A 25,688-nucleotide genomic window follows, 5' to 3' on the forward strand; every position below is an offset into this window, starting at 1 on the left:
CCACCCCCGCGGTGCGGCGCGCGGCGTGAGCCTCAGCCCGCCCCCTGGCCACAGCGGCCCATGAGGAGGAAGGGCAGCGCCCAGGGCTCCTCGCCCTGGTCCGGGTGGGTGGCGACGAAGAAGACGTAGCCTCCGGAGCGCACGAAGCCCCGGGGGTTGGAGCCCAGTTCGGCGGGCGCGATGTCGCGCAGGGACTGCACGCGGCCCGGGGTGCCGTCCGAGTACCAGGCCTCGCGGCCCCGCTCCGCCGTCGCCGCGGAGAGGAAGAGCCAGCCGTCCGTCGCCGCCAGCGCGGTGGGGGTGCTGCCCACGGGCCCGGGCTCCAGGTCCTGCACCAGCACCGTGCCCTGCGACGTGCCGTCCGTGCTCCACAGCTCGCGGCCGTGCACGCCGTCATCCGCCGCGAAGTACAGCCGCCCGTCCAACGCCGTCAGCCCCGACGGGAGCGAGCCCGCCGGCCCCGGATTCACGTCCTTCACCCGCCGGGTGCCCAGGAGCGTGCCGTCGCTCTTCCACAGCTCGCCGCCGAAGCGGTGGTCACCGGGCTCGCCGAAGAAGCCCTCCGCGCCGGCCATGAAGTACACGGCGTTGCCCATGGGCGTGAGCTCCGACGGGTAGTCCCCCGGGAAGTGCCGCAGCGGGAAGGTGAGGAGGGGCAGGCCCCACGACACCCAGAGGTCCGCTTCGCCCAGGCCCCCGTCCACGAGGAAGAAGAGGCGGTCGAGGCCCACCGGCGTCAGCGCGAAGAGCACCGTCTGCGCCGGGCCCCGGAAGAACACCTTCGCGGTGCCGGTGCCGCCCTCCGTCACCCACAGCGTCACGGACATGTCCCCGTACGCCACCAGCGCCAGCCGCCCGTTCCACTCCGTCAGGTCGTCCAGGAAGAGCGACGCGGGCCCGGGCGCGAACTCCTGCGTCAGCTGCGTGCCCTTCGCGGTGCCGTCCGTGCTCCACAGCTCGCGGCCACGCACGCCGTCATCCGCGGTGAAGTATAGCCGAGCGCCCACCACCGTCAGGTTGTCCGGCGCGCTGCCCGCCGCTCCCGGCCGGATGTCCGCCACCAGCACCGTGCCCTGCGACGTGCCGTCCGTGCGCCACAGCTCCGGCCCGTGCGCCCCGTCGTCCGCGACGAAGAAGAGCCGCCCGCCCACCCGCGTGAGGAAGCGCGGGGTGCTGCCCGCGGGCCCGGGCCGCAGGTCCGTCACCCGCCGGGAGTCGCGCTCGTTCCCGTCCGTCACCCACAGCTCGCGCCCGGAGGCTCCGTCATCCGCGGCGTAGAAGAGCTGCACGCCCACCGGCACCAGCGACTCCGGACTCGACCCCTCCATGCCCGGCTGAAGGTCACCCACTGAAAGCGGTGAGCGACCACAGGGCTGGGCCCCACCACTCCCCAGGGACGCCTCCTGCACCGCCACCGACGTTCCACCCGGCACTTCCGCTTCCCACCCTGCCTCCGGACCGCACCCCACTCCGAACCCACCGGAGAGCATCAGCACGAAGAGCGACACACCACGCCACGCCTCCATCACACACGCCTCCTCAGGCGCAGTGCGATCCTCCGCGGACCCCCGCACCCCTACTGTAAATTGATATTTTTAATGAAACGGGCCAGCGCCCCAGACGCCGTCATCGCTTGGGTTTGTCGTGAGCCGGGCTTCGTGGATCGCGGATGGCATCCAACGAACGCGCAGGCCGTCGGGCGGGCGACGTCCGCGACTTCGTAGGGGAATAAGACTTGCGCGGATTTTCCAAGGACTTCGTGTCCCAAGATGCACCGCGTCTTGCCCTGGGGGGTGACGCGCTGTTCAGGGAGTGGAGCGCAGGACCTTGAGGGACTCGCGGAAGAGCACCTGGAAGGTGGCGTCCGGGCCCAGCCGTTCGGTGACGACGTCCGCGGCCTTCTCCGCCTGGGGCTGCTTGTAGCCCAGGTTGAGCAGGGCGGAGATGAGGTCGGCCTTGGTGCCAGTGGGAGCGGCGGGCACGGGTGCGGCGGTGCCGCGCGCCACGGCCTCGGCGTGGATGTTCTTCACCTTGTCCTTGAGCTCCAGGACGAGCCGCTCGGCGGTCTTCTTGCCCACGCCGTGAATCTTCGCGAGCCGGTTCACCTCACCGCGCGACAGCGCCGCGATGAGCTCCCCCACCTCCATGCCGGACAGCACGCCCAGGGCCATGCGCGGGCCGATGCGCGACACGCTGTTGAGCAGCAGGAAGAGCTCCTCCTCCGGCACGGAGAGGAAGCCGAACAGGTCGAAGGCGTCCTCGCGCACCACGGTGCGGATGCGCACGTCCACCGGCTGGCCCTCCGCGGGCAGCTTGCCCAGCGCGAGGGAGGAGAGGTTCACGCGGTAGCCCACGCCCTGCACGTCGATGACGGCGTCCTCTGCTCCCTTCTCCAACACGTTGCCACGCAGCCGAGCGATCATCGGGCCTCCGGGCGCTTGTACGCGGACGACAGCCGGTCCGCGAGCACCGACGCGGCCCCCTTGCGCTTGCCGTTCGCGGGCGCCGACGCGCGGGGCAGGCCCACGCGGAAATGGTTGAGGTGGCACAGCGCCACGGCGAGCGCGTCGCTGGCATCCGCGCGCTCCAACGTCGCTTCATCAACGCCCAGCAGCGTGCGCACCATGCGGGACACCGCGTCCTTGCCGCCCGCGCCGCTGGCGCCCACCGACTTCTTCACGCTGGCGGGCGCGTACTCGTGCACCGTCAGGCCCGCCTGCGCCGCCGCGAGCAGCGCCACGCCGCGCGCATGGCCCAGCACCAGGGCGCTGCGCGCGTTGCGGTGCGTGAAGAGCCCTTCCACCGCCACGGCCTCCGGCTGATAGCGCGCGAGCGCGGCGCACAGCGCGGCGTGCAGCTCCTTCAGGCGCTCGGCCAGGGGCGCGCCTTCCGGCACCTTGATGACGCCGTGGCCCAGGTGCAAAAGCTTCCCCTTCTTCTCCTCCACCACCCCGAAGCCCATGAAGCGGCTGCCAGGGTCCACGCCGAGCACGCGCACCGGCCCGTTCCTTTCCCACGCGCCCAAGAGGGGCCTTACGCGGACAGCGACTCCATCAGGGACTCGTCGATTTCGAAGTTCGCGTGCACCTGCTGCACGTCGTCGTTGTCGTCGAGCGCGTCCATCAGCTTCAACATGCGCTTCGCGTTGTCGCCTTCCACCTTCACGGTGTTCTGCGGCACGAAGGTCCACTTCTGCTCGCCCAGGGGCAGGCCCGCGGCCTCCAGCTTCGAGCCCACCGCGTGCAGGTCCGCCGGCACGGTGCGCACCTCGAAGCCGTCCGGGCCCTGGTCGACGACGTCCTCGGCGCCCGCCTCCAGGGCCTGCTCCATCACCTGGTCCTCGCTGGGGCCGGGCTTCACCACGATGACGCCCTTCTTGTGGAACATCCAGCCCACCGCGCCCTCCGCGCCCAGGTTTCCACCGTGGTTGCTCAGGAGGTTGCGCACGTCGCTGGCGGAGCGGTTCCGGTTGTCGGTGAGGCACTCGATGATGAGCGCGACGCCGCCGGGGCCGTAGCCCTCGTACGTCACCTCCTCGTACGAGGCCCCCTCCAGCTCGCCGGTGCCCTTCTTGATGGCGCGGTCGATGCTGTCGCGGGGGATGTTCGCCTCGCGCGCCTGGCCCATGGACACGCGCAGCCGGGCATTGCCGGAGGGGTCACCGCCGCCCAGACGCGCGGCGACGGTCAGCTCCTTGATGAGCTTGGAGTAGAGCTTGCCCTTGGTCGCACCCATCGCGGCCTTCTGGCGCTTGATCTTCGACCATCGGTTGTGACCGGACATGGCGGCGGCTTCGGCTCACTTCGGCTCGGAAGAAGGATGGACCCCGTGAGGGCCCACGTCCCCGGCCTTGTGCCCCGAGCAGGCCGCCCGAGTCAAACGCTCACGACGCCGTGGGCTCGGGCTCGGAAGCCGGCGCATCCCCCGTCAGCGGGGCGGGCTCGAACAGGCGCGGCGGGCCGGCGGACTCCCGGGCGCGCTCGCGCTCCTCCACGAGGATGGCGGGCACCAGCACGCCCAGCATGAACAGCCGGGTGGCCGCCTCGTAGGCCAGCGCCTCCGGGAAGCGGCACTCCAGCAGCATCGCGCGCACGGTGCGCCGGCCGTCGAAGAGCCGCACCACCTGCTCCACGTCCTCCGGCAGCGTGGGCAGCTCGCGCGCCAGCCGGTTGAAGTCCACCGTGAGCCGCGCCGCCAGGGGCAGGCCCCGGACGCGCAGCACCTCGAAGCGCTCCAGGTCCGGCACCACCTGCTCGCACAGGTACGCGCGGTCCATGGAGAAGGAGCCCCGGTGCAGCTCCGGCCCGAACGTCACCGTGTAGCCGCCCGCGCCGAAACACAGCAGGCGCCGGAACGCGAGGCTGCCGCGCTCGCCGTGGAAGGACGCGTCCACCAGCAGGCCGTGGCGGAAGGTGAAGGCGCCCGTGTCCTCCGACAGCGTCACCCGCCCCGAGCGCACGCCGGACAGGAGCGCGCGCACCAGGTGCACCAGCGGCAGCCTCCCGGTGTGCGCGTCGTAGACGTCCTGCTCGCCGCGCCGTCCCGCCTTGAGCCGCGCGAGCACCGCCACGTCCCGGGCGTCCACCGGCTCCACCAGGTATTCGTCCGCGCCCACGCCCGCGGCCAGGTCGCGGTGGAACTCCTCCTGCTGACGCGCCACCAGCAACACCGGGAGGTGCTCCACCTTCGCGTCCGCCCGGAGCAACCCGCAGAGGCTGAAGCCATCCCCGTCCGGCAGCTCCGCGTCGATGACCACCAGCCGGGGCAGAGCCTCCGCGGAGGCCAGTCGCGCCAACGCGTCGCGCATGCCCTCCACGTGCACGGGCTCGAAGCCCTCCGCGCGGAGCGCCTCCGTCACCTCCGGACGCGACACCTCGCCCACCACCAGCACGGAGCCTCCTGCCACCTCACCCGACAGGTCGAGTGCGGAGCGACCTCCGGAGGGCGTGGACGCTGCGGTGGAGGGCGCGGAGTGGAGGTAGGCAACCATGGATTCCCCATTCTTCCAGGGAACCGAGCCGAATGCACAACCTGCCCCCAAGTCCCTGGAATCGTTGGGTTTTGGCCATCGTGTTTCTCACGCTAGGGTGCGCGCCCATGACGCGCCTCGTCCTGCTGCTGACCTTCCTCGTCGTGCCCGCCGTGTCCTCCGCCCAGGACTCCGGGCCCGCGTTCTCCAGTGAGGACCCGTTGGGCTCGGTGGTGGCGCCGGTGATGCTGCCCGCGGGCGCCACGGCGCTCTATGGCTACACGGGCGCGCCGGAGGTGGGCGTGGGGTTCCGTCAGGGCATTGGCGGCTTCGAGATGGAGGCGCGCGGGCGCTTCGACTGGTTCAAGCTGGGCGCGTCGCTGGAGGTGCTGGGCCGCAAGGAGGTGCTGCGGCGGGGAGCGTTGCAGCTGGCGCCGACGCTGGGCGTGGGATTGGTGCTCAACTCGGGCGCCACGCACATGGACGCGGACAACTTCTCCGGCGTGCTGGTGCGCATCCTGCCGGGGCTCGTCGCGAGCTACCGGGTGGCGGACACCGTGGCGCTGCTGGGATTGGTGGACCTGCCCATCGACCTGGGACTCACGGGCGACAAGCAGCGGCGCTTCCAGGCCCTGGGCGGCGCGGGCGTGGAGGTGTACCTGGGCAGCGGGTTGTCGCTGCTCGCGGCGGGGCAACTGGGCGTGGAGACATTCCAGGAGCGCGCCGGCGCGGGGCATACGCGTCTGGGTTTCAACGCGCGCGTGGGATTGGGCACCCGGTTGTTCTGACGACCCGGGGAGTCGGCTCCCAGGCCTAGAAGTCGGGCAGCGGGCTCTGGCGGGGCGTGCCCATCAGCTCCAACGCGCGCACGGCGACCCGAGTGAGCGTCTGCGCGCACGGCTCGCAGCCTCCGCCACAGCACGAAGGCCAGCGCCCTTCCGGGTCGCGTAGCAGCGGGCGCACGCTGGACTGGTAGTAGCTGGGGAGCGCGTTCTCCTCGCTCGCGCGCAGCAGCGCTTCGTCGAGGGGCAGGGGCGTGGCGGCGGGAACGTCGGACACGCCCGTTTCATACCAGCGCATTGAGGGGCTCGCACGCTCGGGACTGGCAGGGCTGCTGTTCGCAGCGATGAGGTCCGCGCGGACGCCTCGTCAGAGCAGTGACGTCTGGGCGGGAGCGTCGGGGGCGGGGCCGTCCGCGGGCTGGCAGTGCGCGCACCAGTGCGTATTGCGACCGCCGATGCGCAGGTGCGACACGGGCGTGGTGCAGCGAGGACACGGGGCCCCCGTCTTGCCGAAGATGTTGCGCCGGTGCAGCGCCTTGCCCTGCACGCCGAACAGGTCGCGCTGCGTACCGCGCAGGCGCAGTCCTTCTTCCAGCACGTCGCTGATGCCCCGGTGCAGTTTGAGGATTTCCGCGGGCGACAGCGACGAGGCCAGCCGCCTGGGATCGATGCCCGCCGCCCACAGGCTCTCGTCCGCGTCACGGTTGCCCAGCCCCGCGAGCACGCGCTGATTCAGGAGCACCGTCTTGAGCGGACTGCGGCGACGGCGCAGCAGTTGGGCCAGCAGCTCCGGGGTGAAGGTGTCGTCGAGCGCCTCTGGCCCCAGCTCCGCCAGCTTCAACTGGGAGGCCAGCAGTTGGGTCGGGCCCAACGCCACACGCGCGTAACCCAGCGTGTCGGTGAGCTGGAGTTCCTCATTGCCCTCCAGCGTGAGGATGACCAGCGTCGCCGGGGGCCGCTCACTTCCCACGGGCCGGAGCGCCAGCTCGCCCCACAGCATGAAGTGCAACGCCAACGTCTGCCCGTCATCCAGCGTCAGCAGCATGAACTTGGCGCGGCGGTCCGCTGAGAGCACCCGCCTGCCCCGCAGGTTCTGGATGAAGTCCTCCGGCGAGGCGAAGCGCACCGCCGTGGGCACCAGCACCTGCGCATCCACGAAGCGGCGGCCCACCACGGCCTGCTTCAAATCGCGGACGATGATTTCGACCTCAGGGACTTCCGCCACGCGTGAATCCTCCCCCACGAGTCACCAACGTAGGAAGGACTCCAGGTAACGTCACGGGTTGTCCCCCGCTCGGGAGGACACCTCGTCCGCCAGGCAGCCGGCCGGACGAGGCCCTGTCATGAATCAGCCGCGCACCGTCACGTCGCACACGTCGCGCGCCACCTCGCGGACGTCGATCTTCACGTCCAGGAAGTGGGCCATCGTCTCGCGCTGCGTGAACGCATGGCCATCCAGTGCCAGGGTGCGGAAGCTGCCGCCCTTCGCCAGCGCGAGCAGCAACAGCAGCTGGTCGCACAGGTGCTCGCCCACGGGGACTTCAGCGTCCAGGTAGCGCTTCACCTCGGCGGCGACCTGCTCGCCCACCAGCTCCGCCCGCTTGCCGCGCTCACCGAAGCCGGTGAACACCTCCGTCACGTGCTCGCTCTCCACCTCCACGCGCAGCACGTTGCCCGGACCGAAGGCGCGCTTGAGCTCCTCCGGCCGCTGCTGGTCCTCCCGCAGCTTCAGCACGCCCGCCACGGTCTCCAGCTCGCGCCGGGCCACGTCGAAGGGGATGGCCGCCACCTGGGCCACCGCCTCGCGCCGCAGCACCCGGCCGCGCTCCATCAGGTGCAGCGGCTGCAACTTCGCCGGCTGGATGTTCACGCGGAACTTCCCGCCGCCGGCCGGATAGAAGCCGGGGCGTTCCAGCGTCACCTCCACGCGCGGCCCCATGCGGTTGAGCAGCGGCAGGTACGTCTTCTCCAGGAAGTCGAACGGCGGCGCCGCCGGGTTGTGCGTCCCGCCCTCCAGCATCAGCGTGGACGGACCTTCCGCGTGCAGGAGCGCGGGCAGCACCGTCTGGAGCACCAGCGTCGCGCTGCCCGCCGAGCCCACCGCGAAGTGGTAGTTGCCCGCCGTCAGCGCGCGCGGGTGGAAGGACAGCCGCGTCGAGCGCAGCTCCGCGCCCATCACCTCCGCGGCGCCCACGGCCTCCGCGGCCTTGAGGGCGGTGAGGTGCTGGCGCAGCAGGCCCGGCTTGTCGCGGCCGGCGCGCACGTTGATCATCTCGAACGGAGTCCCCGTCACCAGCGACAACGCCAGCGCGGTGCGCAGCACCTGGCCGCCCCCCTCACCCTGTGAACCATCGATGCGAACCATGTGCGTCGTGCTCCTTCGTGGCGCTCGCGGACGGATGCAGCATCCCATCCCTGATAAAAAATAGCGGCGCCCGCTCCCCCACCCTAACGGCCCTTGCGGGACCTCTTGGGGGGAACGGGCGCCTCGGCATCGTCATCCCGGCATGGGGACCTCGGCTGGACGGCGGGTGGGAAGGACTGCGTCGGCTATCCCTTCACGCACACCACCTGCTTGAGCGTGTGGACGACCTCCACCAGGTCCGCCTGCGCCGCCATCACGGCATCGATGGGCTTGTACGCGGCCGGCGTCTCGTCAATCACGTCCACGTCCTTGCGGCACTCCACGCCTTCGGTCGCCTTCGCGTGGTCATCCAGCGAGAAGCGCTTCTTCGCCTCGGTGCGCGACATCACGCGGCCCGCGCCGTGGCTGCACGAGTGGAAGGCATCCGCGTTCCCCTTCCCACGGACGATGTACGAACGCGCCCCCATGCTGCCGGGGATGATTCCCATGTCGCCTTCACGCGCCCGCACCGCGCCCTTGCGGGTCACGAAGCAGTTCTTTCCGAAGTGGTGCTCGCGCGAGATGTAGTTGTGGTGGCAGTTCACCGCCGACTCGGCCAGTTCGAACGGAGGCAACTCACCGCTCGTCTTCAGCGCCTCCACCGTCGAGCGCATCATGAGCTCGCGGTTCATCGCCGCGAAGTCCTGCGCCCAGCTCACCGCGAACACATAGTCGTCGAAGTGCTCCGTCCCCTCCGGCAGGTACGCCAGGTCCGCGTCCGGCAGGTGGATGTGGTAGCGGCTCATGTCCTTCTTCGCCAACTCGATGAAGTAGCTCCCGATGCGGTTACCCACCCCGCGCGACCCGGAGTGCAACATCAGCCACACGCCATCCGACTCATCGAGGCACAGCTCGATGAAGTGGTTCCCGGTTCCCAGCGTTCCCAGGTGACCCAGCTGCGGCCCACGGCCGATGTGCTTGTGCTTCGCGACGATCTGCTCGTACCCCGTCACGAGCGACGCCCACGCGGCCGTATGCGTCGCGGGAGCATCCTTCCAGGCACCCCGGTCGTTACGGCCGCCGTTGTCGGTACGGCCGTGGGGAACGGCCGCCTCGATGGCCGAGCGCACCCCGCGCAGCGAGTCCGGCAGCTGATCCGCGCGCAGCGTCGTGCGCACGGCGATCATCCCGCATCCGATGTCCACGCCCACCGCCGCCGGCACCACCGCACCCACCGTGGGCACCACGCTCCCGACCGTCGCGCCGTAACCGCGGTGCACGTCCGGCATCACCGCGACCCACTTGTGGATGAAGGGCAGGCCCCGGAGGTTGCGAAGCTGCTGCTTCGCCTCGTCCTCGAACGGCACACCCACCGTCCACGCCTTGATGGGGCGACCCGCTTCGTCCGACAGCACTTCGTAGTTCGTGTTCTCGCGGTTCATGGCCTGCACCTTTCGGTCGTTCGCCCGGGCTCTTTCGTCCCGGTCACGGGGGGGAGCTAGAGCAGCCGCCGTGCCAACGCTGTTTCCGGGTGGGGCTCCTGGTCGGGGGTGGAAATCCCTATCCCATGGGATAAATACCTATCCTGATGGCTCAAAAAGCGAAGGTGCGCCGGACGGTCGTGTTCGGGATGCTGGGGACGACGCTGGACACGGGGTCGGGGACGCAGCGGTGGACGCGCTGGCGGCCCACGGTGGCGCTGTGCCAGCAGGAGGACCTGGTGGTGCACCGGCTGGAGCTGCTGCACCCACCCCGGGCCGCGTCCATGGCCACGGGGATTCAGGAGGACATCGCCCAGGTGTCACCGGAGACGGAGGTGCGGCTGACGTCCCTGCCCATCCGCGACCCGTGGAACCTGGAGGAGACGTACGGCGCGCTGTTGGATCACGTGCGCGCACACCCCTTCCATCCGGAAGAAGAGGACTACCTGGTGCACATCACCACGGGCACGCACATCGCGCAGATCTGCATGTTCCTCTTGGTGGAGAGCCGGCTGATTCCGGGGCGGCTGGTGCAGACGTCGCCGGGAAACGCGGGGAAGCGCTCGGCGACGGGCTCGCACGCCATCATCGACCTGGACCTGTCGAACTACGACACGCTGGCCGCGAGATTCCGGCAGCAACAGCGCGAAGGCCTGTCCTTCCTCAAGTCCGGCATCGACACGCACAACGCCGCCTTCAACCGGCTCATCGAGCGCATCGAGCAGGTGGCGGTGCAGTCCCGCGCGCCGCTCCTGCTGACGGGGCCCACGGGGGCGGGCAAGTCGCAGCTCGCCCGGCGCATCTACGCGCTGAAGAAGGCGCGCAACCAGGTGGCGGGCCCGTTCGTGGACCTGAACTGCGCCACGCTGCGCGGCGATGGCGCGATGTCCACGCTCTTCGGCCATGTGAAGGGGTCCTTCACGGGCGCGGTGGGCGACCGGCCAGGGTTGATGCGACAGGCGCACGGGGGCGTGCTGTTCCTGGATGAGATTGGAGAGCTGGGCGCGGACGAGCAGGCCATGCTGCTGCGCGCGTTGGAGGACAAGCGGTTCCTGCCCGTGGGCGCGGACAAGGAGGTGGAGAGCGACTTCCAGCTCATCGCCGGGACCAACCGCGACCTCCAGTTGGATGTGGAGCGGGGCCGCTTCCGCGAGGACCTGCTCGCGCGCATCAACCTGTGGACGTTCCGACTGCCCGCGCTGCGCGAGCGCCCGGAGGACATCGCGCCCAACCTGCTCTTCGAATTGGATCAGGCCTCGCAGGCGCTGGGGACGCGGGTGACGATGAGCAAGGAAGCCCAGGAGCACTTCCTGCGCTTCGCCACGTCGCCGGAGGGACGGTGGAATGGCAACTTCCGCGACCTCAACGCGGCCGTGCTGCGCATGTCCACCCTGGCCAACGGGGGACGGATGACGCGCGAGGTGGTGGAGGAGGAGCTGGAGCGGCTGCGCACGCAGTGGCGGCCGGCGGGGGCCGCGACGGCGGGCACGGAGGATGTGCTGGCGGAGGTGCTGGGCCCGGTGCGCGCGGCGGAGTTGGATCGGTTCGACCGCGTGCAACTGGCGGACGTGGTGGGCGTGTGTCGCTCGGCGCGCTCGCTGTCGGACGCGGGCCGGGCGTTGTTCGCGCAGTCGCGCGCGCAGAAGAAGAGCGTCAATGACGCGGACCGGCTGCGGAAGTACCTGACCCGCTTCGGGCTCACCTGGGCGGACGTGAGCGGGCGGGCGGGTCAGGACGCGGATTGACGCACGCTCAGCGGAAGTGCGCCTTCAAGTCACGACACCGCGCCGTGCTCTGGGCTTCGTCAGGCACGACCGCCGAAGCCTGCGCGGACGGCGCGGCCACCGGCACGGGCGCCCCAGGTGATTCCTTCCCATCCGCCTGCTGCAACCACGCGGCCGGCACCATGCACTCAATGGAGAGTGGCCCCTGGAACGATGCTGACAGGCCAGCCTCCTTCGTCCGCACCGTGCCGCGCGCCTCGCGTCCGGTGACCTCCAGCTCAACCGTCCCATCATTCGCGAGCAGCAGAGAACCGGACGGAGTGCGGACCTCCGCGGAAGCCATCCCCACCCGCAGGGGCTTCGTCGTCAGCCGCGCCGTGGCGTGCTTCTTCTCCGGGAACATGGGCTCGACAGGCACCAGCACCGCCCAATGACGTCCGTCTTCCGCTTGTGCACTCAGCGCGACCTCCAACGTCGCAGGCGCGGCCCCTTCCGTGAACGTGGCGATGAGCCGCACGGAGGGAGCCTCGAAGGTGCCCGCGTCTGTCCTCACCAAGACGGCGCCCGGCGGCTGGGGACGCTCGGGCGCCTTCAGGGCCGCGGACTTCGCGGGGGACACCGGCGCGGCGGTGAGCGTCTCCACCGGTCGCGCCCGTTCCTCCTTCGGCTTCGCGCAGGCCCCAACGAGCAACAGCGCCATCAGGGCCCCTGTCCGCACGCTCAGCACTCCACCCGCAGGAGCATCGCGCTGACGGTGGTGTTGTCGTTCTCCCGCAGCTCATCCACCGCGCCGGCCGGATCCAGGTCCAGGTAGACGTAGTACGTGTTGAAGGGCAGAGCGGCCGGCACCGTGAAGCCCAGCGAATAGGTGCCCTCCGCGAAGGCCCCCATCGAGTGGCTGAACGTGGCCACGACGTTCGAGGACTCGCTGTACCCGAGCGGCGGCGCCGTCGGGCTCAGGCGCACGCGCATCGAATACGTCCCCGTCGCCGCGTTGCCCAGGTTGCCCACGTAGAACTTCACCGTCGTCGCCGTGTTGCGGCACACAGAACGCGTGAGCGCGGGATCCAACGTCTGCGCCACATCCCCCACCACGCCCATCGCGGCGGGCAACAGGTTGGGCTTCGTCAGCGAATAGCCATACAGGTCGCGCATGCCCTGCGCGTTCGTCGGCCACAGCGTGGAGGACTCATAGCCCCCTGTCACCAGGTGCGGCGGCGACGTGCGCAGGATGCTGTGCCCTCCTTCGTGCTTGAAGCCGAAGAAGTGCCCCGCCTCGTGCACGAACGTGCTCCGGCCCGACGTGCCGAACGCGTTCCCGGTGCGCGGCGTGAAGTCCAGGTCGCTGGCGATGCAGACGTCCGCCTCGTCGATGCCGTTGCTCCCGATGAAGCACACGCCCACCGTGGAGTACGTCACCCCGTTGTTCCCGTCGATGGCTGCCCGGTCGCACAGGCCAATCTCGTTCTGACCGTCGCTGTGGTCCAACGCGCAGTCCGTCGCCGGATTCACGTTGAAGCCACTGACGATGTGCGACAGGTCGTCCCACTGCCTCAGCCCGTTCCAGTACGCCGTGTTCACGTTGCCGGAGTCCGGGATGCTGCACCGGTTCCGGTACACGACCGGCCCGGAGTACCACTTCACCGGCGAGCCATTGCACGTGTCCCAGGCGGCGGCCCGCGCCTCCAGCCCCACCAGCGCCAGCACCGCGACGAAGCCCGCGAGTCCCATGTTCTTCAAGGCAAGTGTCTTCATGGTGGACCTCAAGGCCGACCGGGCGGGATGTCCCGCTCGGGCTGGGAGGGAGTGAGACCCTTCGCCGGAACTTGCCCGGACGCGGGCGTCACCGACACGGACAGCGCCGACGCGGTGACGACCGGCTCCTCGCGGAACGCCCCCGTCACGCTGAGTCCCCGCGCACGCAGGTGGTTCTGCAGCAGGGACACGAACGCCTCACGTCCCAGCGCCTCCGGAACCGCGGCCTCCACGCCCGCGCGCAGGGCCGGACGCGCGCCCGTCAGGTCCACCGTCTCGAACACCGGCGCCGTCTGCCGCACGCCCGCGGACCCCAGGCCGGACACGAGTCCGCCCTCGGCGCCCACCAGCACCTCGCGCCCGCCCACCGACTCCACGCGGAAGGCCTGTTCGTCGAGCACCGGCGACAGGCTCCATCCGGTGTTGCGCAGGAACACCACGTAGCGCGCCCCCCGGACGAAGCGGGGCACGTGGCTCACCACGAGCTGACGGCCGTCCGGCAGCAACCCGCCCACCTGCTTGAGCCGGAGCTCCCCGGGCGCCTCCCCCAGATGCGTCCGCACGTCCCCCAACGTCACCACCGTCCACGGGCCCGTGCGTGGGGAGTACTCGGAGCGCAGGTCCGTGACGTCCCCCTCCACCACCGCGGCCGTCTGGTCGAGCAGGCTCAACAGGCTGTCCACCGCGTGCGGCGGCCGGAGCGTTTCTTCCGCCACCAGGGGGCGCTCCTGTCGCGCGGAAGTCTCAGGCGGTGCGTCGTCTCCCACGGGAGAAGCACACCCCACCGCGCCGCTCAGGAGCGCCAGCGCGAAGCGCGTCCGGCCCTTCCGTCCGAATGTCGTCCATGGCCTGCCTGCGCGCATCACGTCCGCTCCCTTCGTGTCGTCAATGGATGAGATAGAAGGCGTCCTGCCGGGGTACGAAGAACTTCCATCCTTCGTCCGTCAGGTACGCCGGATCTTCCTGCATCACCGCCACCTGTTGCCCACCCCACTCTGGCACGGCGGTGACGGTGTTGAGCTCCACCGCCAGGTATGACCCCTTGCGCAACACCCGGGGCGCGTCCTGGCGCGAGGCCGCGCGAAAGTCGATGGAGGCGCCCAACGCATGGCCCTGCGCTCCCAGCGGGTGGCTGTACACCTTGGCCTCGATGCCCTTCTGCTTCATCTCCGCCATCGTCGCGTCGTAGACGTCCGCGGACGAGCGCCCCGGCCGCGACGCGCGCAGCATCAGCGCGTCCTGGAGCGCGTGCGTGTTCGCCAGCGCGCGCTTGAGCCCCTCCGGCACGTCCCGCTCTCCGTCCCGCAGCACGTAGGCCATCTTCTGCCAGTCCGTGTTCAGCCCCAGCGCCGTGACGCCGAAGTCCACGTGCACCAGGTCCCCGCGCTGGATGACCACCGCCTCGTCCGCCACCGCCAGGAACCCGCGGGAGAAGCCGTCCTTCATCCCCTGCCGCTGCACGCGCAGGTCCGGCTCGAACCACGTGGTGACGCGCGCCTGCCACAGCGCGTCGTACAGCCAGCGGCGCACCTCGCCCACCGTCGTCTTGCCGGGCACCACCACCTCGTTGGAGAGCGCCCGCTTCACCAGCGACTCCGTCAGCACCACCAGGTCGCGGTACGGCGCGAACTCCTCGGGCAGCCGCGTGTCCAGGTACTCCTCGATGAGCGGCGCCGCGCTCACGAAGCGCGCTTGCGCCTGGGGGCCCAACGCCTCCGCCAGCCACTGGTAGGAGTCATGCGTCAGGCTGCGCGTCACCCCGCGCTTGCCGCCCATGCCCAGCGCGATGGTGCGCGGGTGGTACTTCGCCTCCAGCTCCGCGAGCACCTCCTGCGGCTTGCGTGCTTCGTCGGGCCGCTCGAAGAAGCGGTTCACGACCTCCGTGGCGTAGCCCGTCAGCGCGATCCGCTTCAGGCCCGCGTCGCCCGCGTCCACGAAGACGAACACGTCGCGGTTGCCCGCGTAGGGCAGCGGCGGGGCCACCCAGCCCGTGAGGGGATCGTCGTGGAACTCCTCGTTGACGACCACCCACATGCCCACGCCGTGACGGCGCATCATGTCGAGCAGCAGCCCGTGGCGCTCGGTCAGCCAGGACTCGCGCAGGGCCAGCGCCCGCGACGGTGTCGGGACCAGGGCCGGCGGTTCGGAAACGGGGGCTCGGACGGGCGCGGTGGCGCAGGCCATCCAGCACCCCAGCAAGGGCCACAGGGCCACACGTGGGCACTTCATGTCGGGAACTCCGGGTCGGGATGAGGGCCTGGAGCGTAGCGCGCTCAACCGAAGTCCTCCGCCCCCGGAACCTTCAAGGCTCCGGGAGCGAAGGACCTGGGGCGCAGCCTGCTTGCTCACCCGCTCGGGCTTCCCCGCTCCCTCGCACTTCCGGGTCCCGTCCCCCCCGGTCCGGGACACCCGGATCCGCCCAGATCGTACGGGCTGGCGGATCCTCTAGAAGTGGGCGGCCCTCCCCCGAAGGCCGCCGTGGAGCGCGGACACCCAAACCGCGCGCGCGCCGTGACGTCAGTAGCTGGCGACCAGCTCCAGGTCGCTTTCCTCGAAGTCGAAGGTCGACACGTCCTCATCCCCTTCGGCGTTGGCCCCAGGCCCCTGGAATCCCCGGGCCTCGCCCTCCGTCCGCACTTCCGCGCCCCCGTTGGTACCGAGCGCCCACATCGCGCCGTCCCCCTGGCTCCACGCTTCGATGCGATACATCGCGTCCCCCCTGGGTGCGGTGTTGCATTTCCACCGTCGCCGCCGCTCACCGTGCCTCGATAATTAGACGCCGATCGGCAAAATCCTTGGGTTGCTCCCCATTCAATTCGGAGGGTGCGCGCCGGCCCGCAGGGCGCGGGCCCGGATTCCGGCCTCTTCGCTCCACCCCGGCTCCCCCTGACGCGCCACGGCTTCGAAGGCCTCCGCCGCCTGGAGCGGGTGGCCCAGCGCCCGGAGCACCAACGCCCGGTTCCACTGAGCCTGGGGATGGTCCGGAACCTCACGCAGCACGCCCTCCAGGATGTGCAGCGCGCCCTCCAGGTTGCCCGCCGCCATCGCCAGCACCGCCCAGTCGCAGTCCCGGTCCACCGAGGGCGCGCTGCGCGACAGGAAGTCCGCGGCCTGACGCAGCTCGCCACGCACGAGGTAGGCCGCCGCGATGCCGTGCAGGTCGCCCTGATCCTCCATCTCCGCCAGTGTCCGCAGGGACACGGGGGGCTCCGTCAGCAGGGCCGCCTTCTCCGGGGTGCCCGTCCTGGCGGGGACATAGGGCAGGTAGCGGTCCGCGGCCGGATAGGCGATGCGCGCCTCCATCCCCCGCGCGGACGCGTCGGCATGCCACGTGTCCCCCCAAGAGAGGCCCGGCGTGGACAGGAACGCACAGAGCGCACCCAGGCCCATGGCCACGAACGCTCCCAGCACCTGGCCCTTCCAGCCCCGGAGACTGGCGAAGCGGACCGTGGATCGGGACTCCTCCGGAGGCGCGGGGGCATCGTTGTGGGCCACCGCGCCACAGAGGGCCTGGACGCTGAGCATCTCCAGTTGCATCGCATCATGCAGACCGCTGGCGCAGGCGCGGCAGAGGGCCAGGTGGAGCCGGAAGCGCTCCTCGTCACCCGACTCGAGCTCGCCATCCAGGAACCGGTAGAGCTTCTTGCACCAGAGGTCCATCGCGCGTCGCAGCCCGTGGTCGGGTTGCCGCCTCCCGTCACTCTCGAAACGCGAGCGGGGGGAATCCTTGGTGCCGTTCGCACAAGAAAAATGCGCTGTGCCCGCCCGCCTGCTCTGCCCGTGAGGTGCCCGGGAAGCGCAGGCGGTGCGGGGGGAAACGGGTCAGCGGCGCGGCCGGGGGCGCAGCAGCGTCCCACCGGCGCGGCTGGCGCGCGGGCAGGGCCACCGGGGAGCGCTGAGGGCCTCCACCTTCTCGCCTTCCGCGAACCACGGGCAGCAGGAGGCGCAGCCCGGGCAGCGGCGACGGAAGCGGCGCGCGCCCTGGTGCCAGGCGCGTCCTTCCAGGTGCTCGGGCGGTGGGGGCGCGTCGGCCGCGAGGGCGTCGCCGGGCCAGTTCGCCGGCACGTCCTCGTCCCAGGAGCCCGGCACGTCCTCGCGCACCCGCCGGGCGGACACCCAGCGCTCGCTCTCCGCGGCGTCCTCCAGCGCCAGCCTCGCCAGCACCTCCAGTTGCAGCAGGTCATGGAAGCGCGCGGCGCACGCCTCGCAACCCGCCAGGTGACCGCGAACGCGGCGTTGGTCCTCCGGGGCCAGCTCCCCATCCAAAAGGGGCCGCAGGTCCTCACACGCGGTGCTCATCGTTCCCTCTCCTGGCGGCGGCGTTCCGCCGTGTCGTGGAGCATGGCCTTGAGGCGGCGGCGGGCGTGGAAGAGCCACGTGCCCACCGTTCCCGCGCTGGGGGTGTTCATCCGACGGGCGATCTCCGCATGGCGCAGGCCGCGCGCATGCAGTTCGAACGCCTGACGCAGCTTCTCATTGAGCCGGGCGACCGCCTGGCGCAACTCATCCTCCGTGACGCACTCCCACTGTTCGGGCTCCGGCGCGTCCTCCGGATCCTCGAAGAGCATGTGGACGTTGTGCAGATCCACCCTCCGGTCCGTCTCAGCGCCCTGCCGCCGGCACTGATCCAGGAACCGGTTGTGCAGCACGCGCACCAGCCACGCCCGCCGCGCCGGCTCCGGCCAGCGCTTGAGACGCTCCCATTGCAGGAGCGCCCGCAACAGCACGTCCTGCACCAGGTCGTCACAATCACTGGCATTGCGCCCACAGACGTTGCGCGCGATGGCGACCAGCACCGGCTGATGGCGGATCGCGAAAGCGGCGAATTCCCCTCCAGAGCCCTCCCGGACAGGGGGCTCCTCCCTCCCTGGCACCATGCGACCGCCTCCCTTCCCTCAGAGAACGCCGAGGGTCGGATTCTTTTTTTCTCACGGATGCGACAAGCGCCAGGACGCTTCTTCTGGCAACGCAACTGGCAGTGCGGCTGGAACACTTCAACCAGACGCCAATTCCTTGCATGGAATAGACAGACATCCATGTGTTCCCGGATCAATTCCTCTCCATGGGTGCGCCATGCCTCCGGGTGTTCCATGCCCCGCCCGAAGCGGGAACGGGCTCCAGCATGCACCAGCCCCTCGCGGGTTCCGGCCGAATTTCGCCGCCGCGGATGGGATGCCGTGACACGTCACGGAGCGACCCTCCTGGTGCGTCACGCGCCGTGGCACGGCCTGTCAGGTCGGCTGGAACGGTCCCCCCTGGAATTCCTGTTTCGCCGCATCGGGGCGGACGCCCGCGGGCCCGGGCGCCGGGCCTTCAAGGGCGGCGGGGAGGAAGAGAAGCGTTCCAGGCCCAAACTCCCCCTTGCGTGCGTGGGGAGTCCTTTGGTCCTCTTGGGCACAGCCGTATGCCCATGGAAACCGCCGCCGACAGCCGAGAGTACCGCGTGGTCTTCTTCTGCCCCGCGTCGAACGCCCGGCTCGAGCGGCTGGAGGTCCCGGTGCGTCGGCTGTTGTCGCGCATCCAGGCCCCCCCCGCGGAGCTGGCCCCCCTCACCGAGGCCGGCGCGCTCACGGAGGCCGGGTGGCAGGTGTACCTGGTGCGCTCGCTCACGGAGCGCTCGGCGGCGCAGGCCATGGCCGCCTACGTCAGCGAGGCTACCTGCGCGCTGGCGGCGGAGGTGGACGCGGAGGTGCTGGGCCTCTACGTGGACGTGTCGGGGGACTCGGCGCGCATCTGTCGCTGTGGCCCGGAGGACGGGCCGGAGACCTTCGCCGGACGCCGGCAGGCCGCGCTCAACCGCACCTCCGAGTGGCTGGAGGTCGCCCCCGCGAGCCTGTCCGCCCTGTTCCAGTTGGATCCGCCGGACGCGGAGTACGAACCGGACGCGGATGACCGCTTCGTCGAGGAGAAGCTGCGGGAGGCGCGGACACTGATGGAGCGCTACCGCACGGCGAAATGAGGTCCCGGACCCCGGAGGACCTCGCGGGTCGCTGTGCGCGGTGCTACCTGCCCGCGGCGTGGTGTCTGTGCGCGCAGGTCCCCGTCGTGCCCACGCGCACGGAGCTGCTCGTCATCCGCCACAACAAGGAGGCGGAGAAGAGCACCAACACCGCGCGCATCGCGGCGCTGGCCCTGCCCCGCTGCAGCATCGTGTCCTATGGCGCGCCCGGTCAGCCCTTCGATGCGTCGGTGCTGGGGGACGGCTCGGACACGTGGCTGCTGTTCCCCGACGCGCCGGAGGCCGAAGGTCCCCTGCCCCGGCGGCTCGTGATCATCGACGGAAGCTGGGCGCAGGCCCGGCGCATGGTGCAGCGCGTCCCCGGCCTGCGGCGCCTGCCGGGGATGCGGCTGCCCCCGCCGTCTCCGGACTCCCGCCGCCTGCGCCGTCCGCCGCACCCGGATGGGATGTCCACGCTGGAGGCCATGGCCGGCGCGCTCGCGCGGCTGGAGGGCGAGGACGTGGCGAAGCCGCTCCTCACGCTGCACGAGCTGATGATTGAACGCGTGCTCGCGAGCCGCGGGCGGCTGGGCTGGGTGGACTACCTCTGAGGTCCGCTCCGGGCGGCCCGCTCAGGAGGCGGTCGCGCGGCGCTTGAGCGGCAGCGTGAGGCACCGGACGCTGCCGTTGCCCCGTTCAAGCGCCGCGATGTCCACGCCCTCCACCTCGATGCCCAGTTCCTTCACCAGCGGCTTGAGTCGCGGCGCGGCGCTCTGCGAGGCCAGCAGCAGCTGGGGGCCCAGGAAGATGTAGTTGGAGATGAAGCACGGGGGTTCGGAGGCGGGCAGCGGGAGGACCTTGCGTCCCCGCCGCGCGAAGAAGCCCTCGAAGGACTCCCACTGCGGTGCCTGCCCCGGCGTGAGCACGCGCACGGGCAGGTGCTTCAGGAACGAGCGGGCCACCACCGCCCGGGGCCCGAGCACGTTGAAGGCCAGGTCCAGGTGGATGATGCCCAGGTGCTCGGGGATGCTGACGGCCCCCACCTCCTGGAAGCCCGCGCTCCAGGCCGTGTCCACGAACCCCTGGAGGGCGCGTGCGTCGCTGCGCAGCCCCAGGTTGACGAGGATCCGCGCCTCGTCGAGCAGGAAGACGTCCCCGAACTCCAGGCCGGCCCCGGCTCGCTCCGCCGAAGCCGCTTCGCGTGGACCGCCGTGGATCAGCTCCGCCAGCGCCGCATGCGTCGCGTCGAACTCGGCGATGCGCGCGGCGAAGGCCGCGGTGCCCGTCACCAACTGACGGCCCACGACCGCGGCCGTGTCCCGCACGAACACCCGGTTCACCGAGGCGTCGCTCACCGCGCGCGCGGACTCCGGAAGGAAGTCCCCCAGGTCGAAGAGCCGGCACCCGAAGCGGGTCAGCGCCTCGCACAGCCGGCCGGAGGCGTCCTCCGCCTCCTGACGGGAGACAGCGCCAATGAACCCCACCGCGGAGGCCTCCAGCGCGGTCGCGACCTCGAGCGTCGCCGGGCGGCACACCGCGACGCACTCCAGCTGTGCCGACTCCGACCAGCACTCGATTCCAGTCAACGTCATCCGCAACCACCCGTGGGTCCGCAGCGCCCAGCCCCGAATCCTTTTGGAACTCAAGGATTCCACCGACAGTTCACCTAGAAGTGTCCTCCATGCTAAACGACAATTACTAGATTTGTCTTTTATTCCAACAGTAGCGGAATTTCGACCTGTCCATCCTGACCCACATGAAGCCCTCGACACCGTCCGCCGTCCGCTCCCGGGAAGAACTCGTCGCGTGGTTGCGGGACTACGTGGCTCGGAGCACGGACCTGGCCGTGGAGGCCATCGACGCGGACACGCCCTTCGTCGACTACGGGCTGACGTCGAAGGACGCGGTCTTCCTCTCCGGGGAATTGGGCGAATGGCTGGGGCGGGACGTGTCCCCCACCCTCGTCTGGCAGCACCCGACCATCACCGCCGTGAGCCTGCACCTGGGGCGCGCCCCGGAGCCGGAGCGCCCGGCGGCGAAGGTGCTTCCGGCGGCGGTTTCGGAGGGCGCCATCGCCATCGTGTCGCTGGGGTGCCGCTTCCCGGGGGCGCCCACGCCGGAGGCCTTCTGGAGCCTGCTTCAGCGCGGCGGCGATGCCATCACCGAAGTCCCCGCCGACCGGTGGGACACGCAGCGCTACTACCACCCGGATCCGACGCACCCCGGGACGATGAACACGCGCTGGGGCGGGTTCCTGGAGCAGGTGGATGGGTTTGATCCGCTGTTCTTCGGCATCTCGCCCCATGAGGCGGCGCGGATGGATCCGCAGCAGCGGTTGCTGCTGGAGGTGGCCTGGGAGGCGCTGGAGCGCGGAGGGCAGGCGCCGCACGCGCTCCGGGGCAGCCGCACGGGCGTGTTCGTGGGCATCAGCAGCAGCGACTACGCGCAGCGACAGTTCGGAGACCCGTCACTGCTGGACGCGTACGCGGGCACGGGCAACGCGCACAGCATCGCGGCCAACCGGCTGTCGTACCTGTTGGGACTGAGGGGCCCGAGCATGGCGGTGGACACCGCGTGCTCCTCCTCGCTGGTGGGCCTCCACCTCGCCTGCCAGAGCCTGCGCGTCGGCGAGTGCGACCTGGCGCTCGCGGGCGGCGTGAACCTCATCCTCAACCCGGATCTCAACATCGCCTTCTCGCGGGCGGGGATGATGGCGCCGGACGGGCGCTGCAAGACCTTCGACGCGGCGGCGGATGGCTACGTGCGCTCCGAGGGCTGCGGCGTCGTCGTGCTCAAGCGGCTGGCGGACGCGCAGGCCGCGGGGGACGCCATCCTCGCGGTCGTCCACGGCTCGGCGGTCAACCATGACGGGCCCAGCAACGGGCTCACCGCGCCCAACGGCTTCGCGCAGCAGGAGGTCATCCAGCAGGCGCTGCGGCAGGCCGGGCTGTCCGCCGGAGATATCAGCTACGTCGAGGCACATGGCACCGGCACGACGCTGGGAGACCCCATCGAGCTGGAGGCGCTCAAGGCCGCGCTTCGGCCCGGGGGCCGCGCCGAACAGCGCTGCCTCGTCGGCTCGGTGAAGGCGAACATCGGGCACCTGGAGTCGGCGGCGGGCATCGCGGGGCTGGTGAAGATCGTCCTCGCGCTCCAGCACTCGGAGATCCCTCCGCAGGTGCACTTCCGCACGCTCAACCCGCACGTCTCGCTGGATCCGACTGCGTTCCACATCCCGACCCGCCGCGAGCCGTGGACGTCGGAGACAGGGGCGCGCTTCGCGGGGCTCAGTTCGTTTGGTTTCGGCGGCGCCAACGCGCACGTCATCGTGGGCGAGGCCCCGCGCCGGGCCTCCACCGCCACGGCCGCTCCCGAGCGCGCGCACCACCTGCTGACGCTGTCGGCCCGGACCGCGCCGGCCCTGCGCGAGCTGGTCCAGCGCTATCAGTCCCGGCTCTCCGCACCGGACGCGCCAGCACTGGCGGACGTCTGCTTCACGGCCAACACCGGACGCGACGCCTGGGCCCACCGCTTCAGCACCACGGCGGGCTCCCTCCCGGAGCTGTCCGCGCAGCTCGATGCGTTCCTGAACAGCCGCCCCCTCCCCGGCCAGCACCAGGGCGAGGTCCAGCGGAGCGCCCGGCCACGGGTGGTCTTCCTCTTCCCGGGTCAGGGCGCGCAGTACGCGGGCATGGGACGCCAGCTCTTCGACAGCGAGCCCGTCTTCCGTGAAGCGCTGGAGCGGTGTGATGCGCTGCTGCGCCCGCACCTCGATTTGCCCCTGTTGTCCGTCCTGTATCCGGCCCCTGGCGAAGACGCCGAACGGATCCACCAGACGCGCTACAGCCAGCCGGCCCTGTTCGCGCTGGGCTATGCGCTGTCGGAGCTCTGGCGCTCCTGGGGCGTGAAGCCGGACGCCGTGATGGGACACAGCGTGGGCGAGTACGTCGCGGCCCACGTCGCGGGAGTGCTCGGGCTGGAGGACGCCTTGCGCCTCCTCGCGACGCGCAGCCGCCTCATCCAGGCCCTGCCCCAGGATGGCACCATGGCCGCGGTGCTGGCCGACGAGGCCACGGTGCGCGCGGCGCTGATGGATGAACGAGACGTGGAGATCGCCGCCATCAACGGCCCGCGCCATGTCGTCATCTCCGGAGCGCGGCTCGCGGTGCAGCGGGGCGTGGAGGGCCTGCAGGCGCGGAGCATCGACTCGCGTCCGCTCACCGTCTCGCATGCGTTCCACTCGGCGCGGATGGACCCCATGCTCGCGGAGTTCGAGCAGGCGGCGCGCGCCATCGCGTTCCAGGCGCCGTCCCTCCCGCTCATCTCCAACCTCACCGGCACCGTGCTGAAGTCAGCGCCGGACGCGGGCTACTGGCGGCGCCACGTGCGCGAACCGGTCCAGTTCCTCAAGAGCATCGAACACGCGGCCCAGGCGGGCCCGGCGGTGTTCATCGAGCTGGGCCCCAACGACACGCTGCTCGGCATGGCGAAGCGCTGCCTGCCCGAGGGCGCGCACCTCTGGCTGCCCAGCCTCAAGAAGCACCAGGACGACGCGCGGACGCTGCTGGGGAGCCTGGGCGCGCTGTTCGTCCGGGGCGTCTTCGTCGACCTGAAGCAGGTGGACCGCTCCTCCGCGCGCCAGCGCGTGCCGCTCCCGACCTATCCCTTCGAGCGCCAGCGGTGCTGGCTGGAGAACCGTTCCGTGGATCCCGTGGCCCCGCCGCAGAAGACCCTCCCGTCGACCGCTCCCGCCCTGTCCCGCCGCGCGCGGATCCAGGACGCACTCCGTTCGATGGTGGCCCGCCTGCTGCAAATGCCCCCGGAGCGGATGGGCCCGGACACACCCTTCCTGGAGCTGGGCGCGGACTCCATCGTGCTGATGGACGCCATCCGCAACGTGGAGAAGCTCTTCGGTCTCAAGCTGTCCATCCGCCAGGTCTTCGAGGAGCTGACCACGCTGGAGGCCATGGCCGGCCACCTGGACCGGACCCTGCCCGACAGCTTCACCTTCGCGGAGCCCGCCGCGCCCGTGCGCACCGCTCGTGCGGAGCCCCAGGCCGCCGAGCCCCAGGCCGCTTCCACCGAGGCACCGGAAGGTTCCCTGGAACAGATCATCCAGGTGCAGCTCCAGTTGATGAAGCAGCAACTGGCGCTGCTCAGCGCGAAGGGAGCGACGGTTCCCAGCGTGGAGGTGCCCCCGCGTCCCGAGACCCCGCCCGTGGCCCCCGTCACGACCGCGCGGCCCGCGTCAGCGCCGACCGGTCCCGCGGCCTTCTCCGTGGGCACGGCGGACGCGGAGCCCGAGCGGGAGCTTCCGCCCCAGCAGCAGCGCTTCCTGGAGTCCTTCATCGCGCGCTACACGCGCCGCACGCAGGGCTCGAAGCAGAACGCGATCCGCCATCGCGGCCGGTGGAGCGACGTGCGCTGGCAGATGAACTTCCGTCCGGAGGTGAAGGAGCTCTGCTACCCCATCGTCAGCACCCGCTCGCACGGGTCGCGCGTCTGGGACGTGGACGGCAACGAGTTCATCGACCTGTCCATGGGCTTCGGCGTGCACCTGTTCGGGCACAACCCGCCGTTCATCATCGAAGCGATGCAGCAGCGGCTGGCCCAGGGCATGGAGCTGGGCACGCAGTCGGATCTCGCGGGCGAGGCGGCGGAGCTCATCTGCGAACTCACCGGCATGAAGCGCGTCACCTTCTGCAACTCCGGAACGGAGGCGGTGATGACGGCGCTGCGCGTGGCCCGCGCGGCGACCGGGCGCTCGAAGATCGTGATGTTCACGTCGTCCTACCATGGCCACTCCGACGGGACGCTGGTCGTGGGCCGCATGGTCGGCGGCGTGCCGCAGTCGCTTCCCATGGCCTCCGGCGTCGCCCAGCACATCGCGGACGACGTGCTCGTGCTGCCCTATGGCGAGGAGCGGACGCTGGAGCTCATCCGCGAACACCTGCACGAACTGGCCGCCGTGCTCGTGGAGCCGGTGCAGAGCCGCCGCCCCCAGGTGCAGCCCCGCGCCTTCCTGAAGACCCTCCGGGAGCTGACCCGCGAGGCACACGTCCCCCTCATCTTCGATGAGATCATCACCGGCTTCCGGCTCCATCCGGGCGGCGCGCAGGCGTGGTACGGCATCGAGGCCGACATCACGACGTACGGGAAGATCCTGGGCGGCGGCATGCCCCTGGGCGTCGTGGCCGATCGCGGCGGCTTCGTGGACCGCATCGACGGGGGCGACTGGCGCTATGGCGATGCGTCCCATCCCGTCCAGGGAACGACCTTCGCGGCCGGCACCTTCTGCAAGCACCCGTTGACGATGGCGGCGACGCTCGCCACCCTCCGGCACCTGAAGCGCGAAGGGCCCGGCCTCCAGGAGCGCCTGAACCAGCGGGCCGCGAAGCTCGCGGAGCGGATCAACGCTGTCTTCGAGCGCGAGCAGGTCCCCATCACGATGGTGCACGGCGGGTCGGTGCTCCGCTTCACCTCGGCCGGCAACTCCAGCTACCTCTACCAGCCGCTGGAGATGGACCTGTTCTTCAGCCAGCTCATCGACCGGGGCATCTACATCTGGGAGGGCCGCACGTGCATGCTCTCCACCGCGCACACCGACGCGGACCTCGACACCCTCGTGCGCGTGGTGGCCCAGAGCGTGGCCGAGCTGCGCGAAGGCGGCTTCTGGCCCCGGCCCCACACCCCGG

General features: G+C 70.7%; 23 protein-coding genes. 5 read left to right on the forward strand and 18 right to left on the reverse strand.

The genetic code is table 11. The annotated features are described in order from the left end of the window. Positions 1–32 precede the first annotated feature (32 nt). From D7X74_RS19515 to D7X74_RS19535, 5 genes are all read right to left on the reverse strand, one after another. Positions 33–1,526: an ELWxxDGT repeat protein gene (locus tag D7X74_RS19515; protein ID WP_120534485.1), complete on the reverse strand. Its 1,494-nt coding sequence runs from the start codon at positions 1,524–1,526 to the stop codon at positions 33–35. 279 nt (positions 1,527–1,805) lie between these two features. After that, the gene (gene ruvA, locus D7X74_RS19520; protein ID WP_120534486.1) at positions 1,806–2,423 is read right to left on the reverse strand and encodes a Holliday junction branch migration protein RuvA; all 618 of its coding nucleotides are present in this window, start codon (positions 2,421–2,423) and stop codon (positions 1,806–1,808) included. Continuing rightward, positions 2,420–2,998 carry a crossover junction endodeoxyribonuclease RuvC gene (ruvC, locus tag D7X74_RS19525; RefSeq protein ID WP_120534487.1) on the reverse strand — a complete coding sequence of 193 codons (579 nt, stop codon included), beginning with the start codon at positions 2,996–2,998 and terminating at the stop codon, positions 2,420–2,422. Before ruvC ends, ruvA begins: the two co-directional genes overlap by 4 nt. 35 nt (positions 2,999–3,033) lie before the next feature. Next, the gene (locus D7X74_RS19530) at positions 3,034–3,783 is read right to left on the reverse strand and encodes a YebC/PmpR family DNA-binding transcriptional regulator (RefSeq protein ID WP_120534488.1); all 750 of its coding nucleotides are present in this window, start codon (positions 3,781–3,783) and stop codon (positions 3,034–3,036) included. A gap of 100 nt (positions 3,784–3,883) precedes the next feature. Further along, positions 3,884–4,990: a PleD family two-component system response regulator gene (locus D7X74_RS19535; protein WP_120534489.1), complete on the reverse strand. Its 1,107-nt coding sequence runs from the start codon at positions 4,988–4,990 to the stop codon at positions 3,884–3,886. Between the two features lie 107 nt (positions 4,991–5,097). Between D7X74_RS19535 and D7X74_RS19540 the strand changes: the two genes are divergently transcribed. Next, positions 5,098–5,757 carry a hypothetical protein gene (locus D7X74_RS19540; RefSeq protein ID WP_120534490.1) on the forward strand — a complete coding sequence of 220 codons (660 nt, stop codon included), beginning with the start codon at positions 5,098–5,100 and terminating at the stop codon, positions 5,755–5,757. Positions 5,758–5,782: 25 nt separating this feature from the next. Here D7X74_RS19540 and D7X74_RS19545 read toward each other — a convergent pair whose 3' ends face one another. From D7X74_RS19545 to D7X74_RS19560, 4 genes are all read right to left on the reverse strand, one after another. Continuing rightward, positions 5,783–6,049, reverse strand: coding sequence for a hypothetical protein (locus tag D7X74_RS19545; protein ID WP_199741857.1), 267 nt, complete (start codon positions 6,047–6,049; stop codon positions 5,783–5,785). A 69-nt stretch (positions 6,050–6,118) separates the two neighbouring features. Beyond that, entirely contained in the window at positions 6,119–6,976 is an 858-nt protein-coding gene (gene mutM, locus D7X74_RS19550) for a DNA-formamidopyrimidine glycosylase (RefSeq protein WP_120534505.1), read from the reverse strand. Between the two features lie 123 nt (positions 6,977–7,099). Then, complete coding sequence (gene rtcA, locus D7X74_RS19555) at positions 7,100–8,116, reverse strand: RNA 3'-terminal phosphate cyclase (RefSeq protein ID WP_120534492.1); 1,017 nt, start codon at positions 8,114–8,116, stop codon at positions 7,100–7,102. A 185-nt stretch (positions 8,117–8,301) separates the two neighbouring features. Beyond that, a complete protein-coding gene (locus D7X74_RS19560; protein WP_120534493.1) occupies positions 8,302–9,537 on the reverse strand; it encodes an RtcB family protein in 1,236 nt (411 codons plus the stop codon). A 146-nt stretch (positions 9,538–9,683) separates the two neighbouring features. Between D7X74_RS19560 and rtcR the strand changes: the two genes are divergently transcribed. After that, a complete protein-coding gene (rtcR, locus tag D7X74_RS19565) occupies positions 9,684–11,321 on the forward strand; it encodes an RNA repair transcriptional activator RtcR (protein ID WP_120534494.1) in 1,638 nt (545 codons plus the stop codon). 7 nt (positions 11,322–11,328) lie between these two features. Here rtcR and D7X74_RS19570 read toward each other — a convergent pair whose 3' ends face one another. The 8 genes from D7X74_RS19570 to D7X74_RS19605 form a co-directional block, all read right to left on the reverse strand. Continuing rightward, positions 11,329–12,018, reverse strand: coding sequence for a hypothetical protein (locus D7X74_RS19570; protein ID WP_147446623.1), 690 nt, complete (start codon positions 12,016–12,018; stop codon positions 11,329–11,331). A 2-nt stretch (positions 12,019–12,020) separates the two neighbouring features. Continuing rightward, entirely contained in the window at positions 12,021–13,055 is a 1,035-nt protein-coding gene (locus D7X74_RS19575) for a CARDB domain-containing protein (RefSeq protein WP_120534496.1), read from the reverse strand. An 8-nt stretch (positions 13,056–13,063) separates the two neighbouring features. After that, a complete protein-coding gene (locus tag D7X74_RS19580; protein ID WP_120534497.1) occupies positions 13,064–13,771 on the reverse strand; it encodes a hypothetical protein in 708 nt (235 codons plus the stop codon). Positions 13,772–13,940: 169 nt separating this feature from the next. Further along, positions 13,941–15,284, reverse strand: coding sequence for a M24 family metallopeptidase (locus D7X74_RS19585; protein WP_120534498.1), 1,344 nt, complete (start codon positions 15,282–15,284; stop codon positions 13,941–13,943). Between the two features lie 288 nt (positions 15,285–15,572). Next, entirely contained in the window at positions 15,573–15,764 is a 192-nt protein-coding gene (locus D7X74_RS19590; RefSeq protein WP_120534499.1) for a hypothetical protein, read from the reverse strand. A 102-nt stretch (positions 15,765–15,866) separates the two neighbouring features. After that, positions 15,867–16,715, reverse strand: coding sequence for a zf-HC2 domain-containing protein (locus D7X74_RS45055; protein ID WP_120534500.1), 849 nt, complete (start codon positions 16,713–16,715; stop codon positions 15,867–15,869). Positions 16,716–16,877: 162 nt separating this feature from the next. After that, complete coding sequence (locus D7X74_RS19600) at positions 16,878–17,354, reverse strand: anti-sigma factor (RefSeq protein WP_120534501.1); 477 nt, start codon at positions 17,352–17,354, stop codon at positions 16,878–16,880. Then, positions 17,351–17,932: an RNA polymerase sigma factor gene (locus tag D7X74_RS19605; protein ID WP_120534502.1), complete on the reverse strand. Its 582-nt coding sequence runs from the start codon at positions 17,930–17,932 to the stop codon at positions 17,351–17,353. Before D7X74_RS19605 ends, D7X74_RS19600 begins: the two co-directional genes overlap by 4 nt. A 533-nt stretch (positions 17,933–18,465) precedes the next feature. Here D7X74_RS19605 and D7X74_RS19610 point away from each other — a divergent pair. Both D7X74_RS19610 and D7X74_RS19615 read left to right on the forward strand, forming a co-directional pair. Further along, positions 18,466–19,014 carry a hypothetical protein gene (locus D7X74_RS19610; RefSeq protein WP_120534506.1) on the forward strand — a complete coding sequence of 183 codons (549 nt, stop codon included), beginning with the start codon at positions 18,466–18,468 and terminating at the stop codon, positions 19,012–19,014. Continuing rightward, positions 19,011–19,604: a tRNA-uridine aminocarboxypropyltransferase gene (locus D7X74_RS19615; protein ID WP_120534503.1), complete on the forward strand. Its 594-nt coding sequence runs from the start codon at positions 19,011–19,013 to the stop codon at positions 19,602–19,604. The genes D7X74_RS19610 and D7X74_RS19615 overlap by 4 nt, the downstream gene beginning before the upstream one ends. A gap of 21 nt (positions 19,605–19,625) precedes the next feature. On the opposite strand, the gene D7X74_RS19620 is transcribed toward D7X74_RS19615, so the two are convergent. Next, positions 19,626–20,585 (reverse strand): arginine deiminase family protein, encoded by a 960-nt coding sequence (locus D7X74_RS19620; protein ID WP_120534507.1) that lies wholly within the window; start codon positions 20,583–20,585, stop codon positions 19,626–19,628. Between the two features lie 164 nt (positions 20,586–20,749). On the opposite strand from D7X74_RS19620, the gene D7X74_RS19625 reads away from it, so the two are divergent. Further along, positions 20,750–25,688: type I polyketide synthase (locus D7X74_RS19625; protein ID WP_120534504.1), on the forward strand; the 4,939-nt coding region annotated here is incomplete at its 3' end.

This window comes from Corallococcus sp. CA047B, from assembly GCF_003612065.1.
In the GTDB taxonomy this organism is placed as follows: Bacteria; Myxococcota; Myxococcia; order Myxococcales; family Myxococcaceae; genus Corallococcus; species Corallococcus praedator.

Excerpts from the sequence above, each read along its gene's own strand:
- D7X74_RS19515 (WP_120534485.1), bottom strand. The coding sequence starts at position 1,526 with ATGGAGGCGTGGCGTGGTGTGTCGCTCTTCGTGCTGATGCTCTCCGGT.
- ruvA (WP_120534486.1), bottom strand. The coding sequence starts at position 2,423 with ATGATCGCTCGGCTGCGTGGCAACGTGTTGGAGAAGGGAGCAGAGGAC.
- D7X74_RS19530 (WP_120534488.1), bottom strand. The coding sequence starts at position 3,783 with ATGTCCGGTCACAACCGATGGTCGAAGATCAAGCGCCAGAAGGCCGCG.
- D7X74_RS19535 (WP_120534489.1), bottom strand. The coding sequence starts at position 4,990 with ATGGTTGCCTACCTCCACTCCGCGCCCTCCACCGCAGCGTCCACGCCC.
- D7X74_RS19540 (WP_120534490.1), top strand. The coding sequence starts at position 5,098 with ATGACGCGCCTCGTCCTGCTGCTGACCTTCCTCGTCGTGCCCGCCGTG.
- D7X74_RS19545 (WP_199741857.1), bottom strand. The coding sequence starts at position 6,049 with ATGCGCTGGTATGAAACGGGCGTGTCCGACGTTCCCGCCGCCACGCCC.
- rtcA (WP_120534492.1), bottom strand. The coding sequence starts at position 8,116 with ATGGTTCGCATCGATGGTTCACAGGGTGAGGGGGGCGGCCAGGTGCTG.
- D7X74_RS19560 (WP_120534493.1), bottom strand. The coding sequence starts at position 9,537 with ATGAACCGCGAGAACACGAACTACGAAGTGCTGTCGGACGAAGCGGGT.
- rtcR (WP_120534494.1), top strand. The coding sequence starts at position 9,684 with ATGGCTCAAAAAGCGAAGGTGCGCCGGACGGTCGTGTTCGGGATGCTG.
- D7X74_RS19575 (WP_120534496.1), bottom strand. The coding sequence starts at position 13,055 with ATGAAGACACTTGCCTTGAAGAACATGGGACTCGCGGGCTTCGTCGCG.
- D7X74_RS19585 (WP_120534498.1), bottom strand. The coding sequence starts at position 15,284 with ATGAAGTGCCCACGTGTGGCCCTGTGGCCCTTGCTGGGGTGCTGGATG.
- D7X74_RS19590 (WP_120534499.1), bottom strand. The coding sequence starts at position 15,764 with ATGTATCGCATCGAAGCGTGGAGCCAGGGGGACGGCGCGATGTGGGCG.
- D7X74_RS45055 (WP_120534500.1), bottom strand. The coding sequence starts at position 16,715 with ATGGACCTCTGGTGCAAGAAGCTCTACCGGTTCCTGGATGGCGAGCTC.
- D7X74_RS19600 (WP_120534501.1), bottom strand. The coding sequence starts at position 17,354 with ATGAGCACCGCGTGTGAGGACCTGCGGCCCCTTTTGGATGGGGAGCTG.
- D7X74_RS19605 (WP_120534502.1), bottom strand. The coding sequence starts at position 17,932 with ATGGTGCCAGGGAGGGAGGAGCCCCCTGTCCGGGAGGGCTCTGGAGGG.
- D7X74_RS19610 (WP_120534506.1), top strand. The coding sequence starts at position 18,466 with ATGGAAACCGCCGCCGACAGCCGAGAGTACCGCGTGGTCTTCTTCTGC.
- D7X74_RS19615 (WP_120534503.1), top strand. The coding sequence starts at position 19,011 with ATGAGGTCCCGGACCCCGGAGGACCTCGCGGGTCGCTGTGCGCGGTGC.
- D7X74_RS19620 (WP_120534507.1), bottom strand. The coding sequence starts at position 20,585 with ATGACGTTGACTGGAATCGAGTGCTGGTCGGAGTCGGCACAGCTGGAG.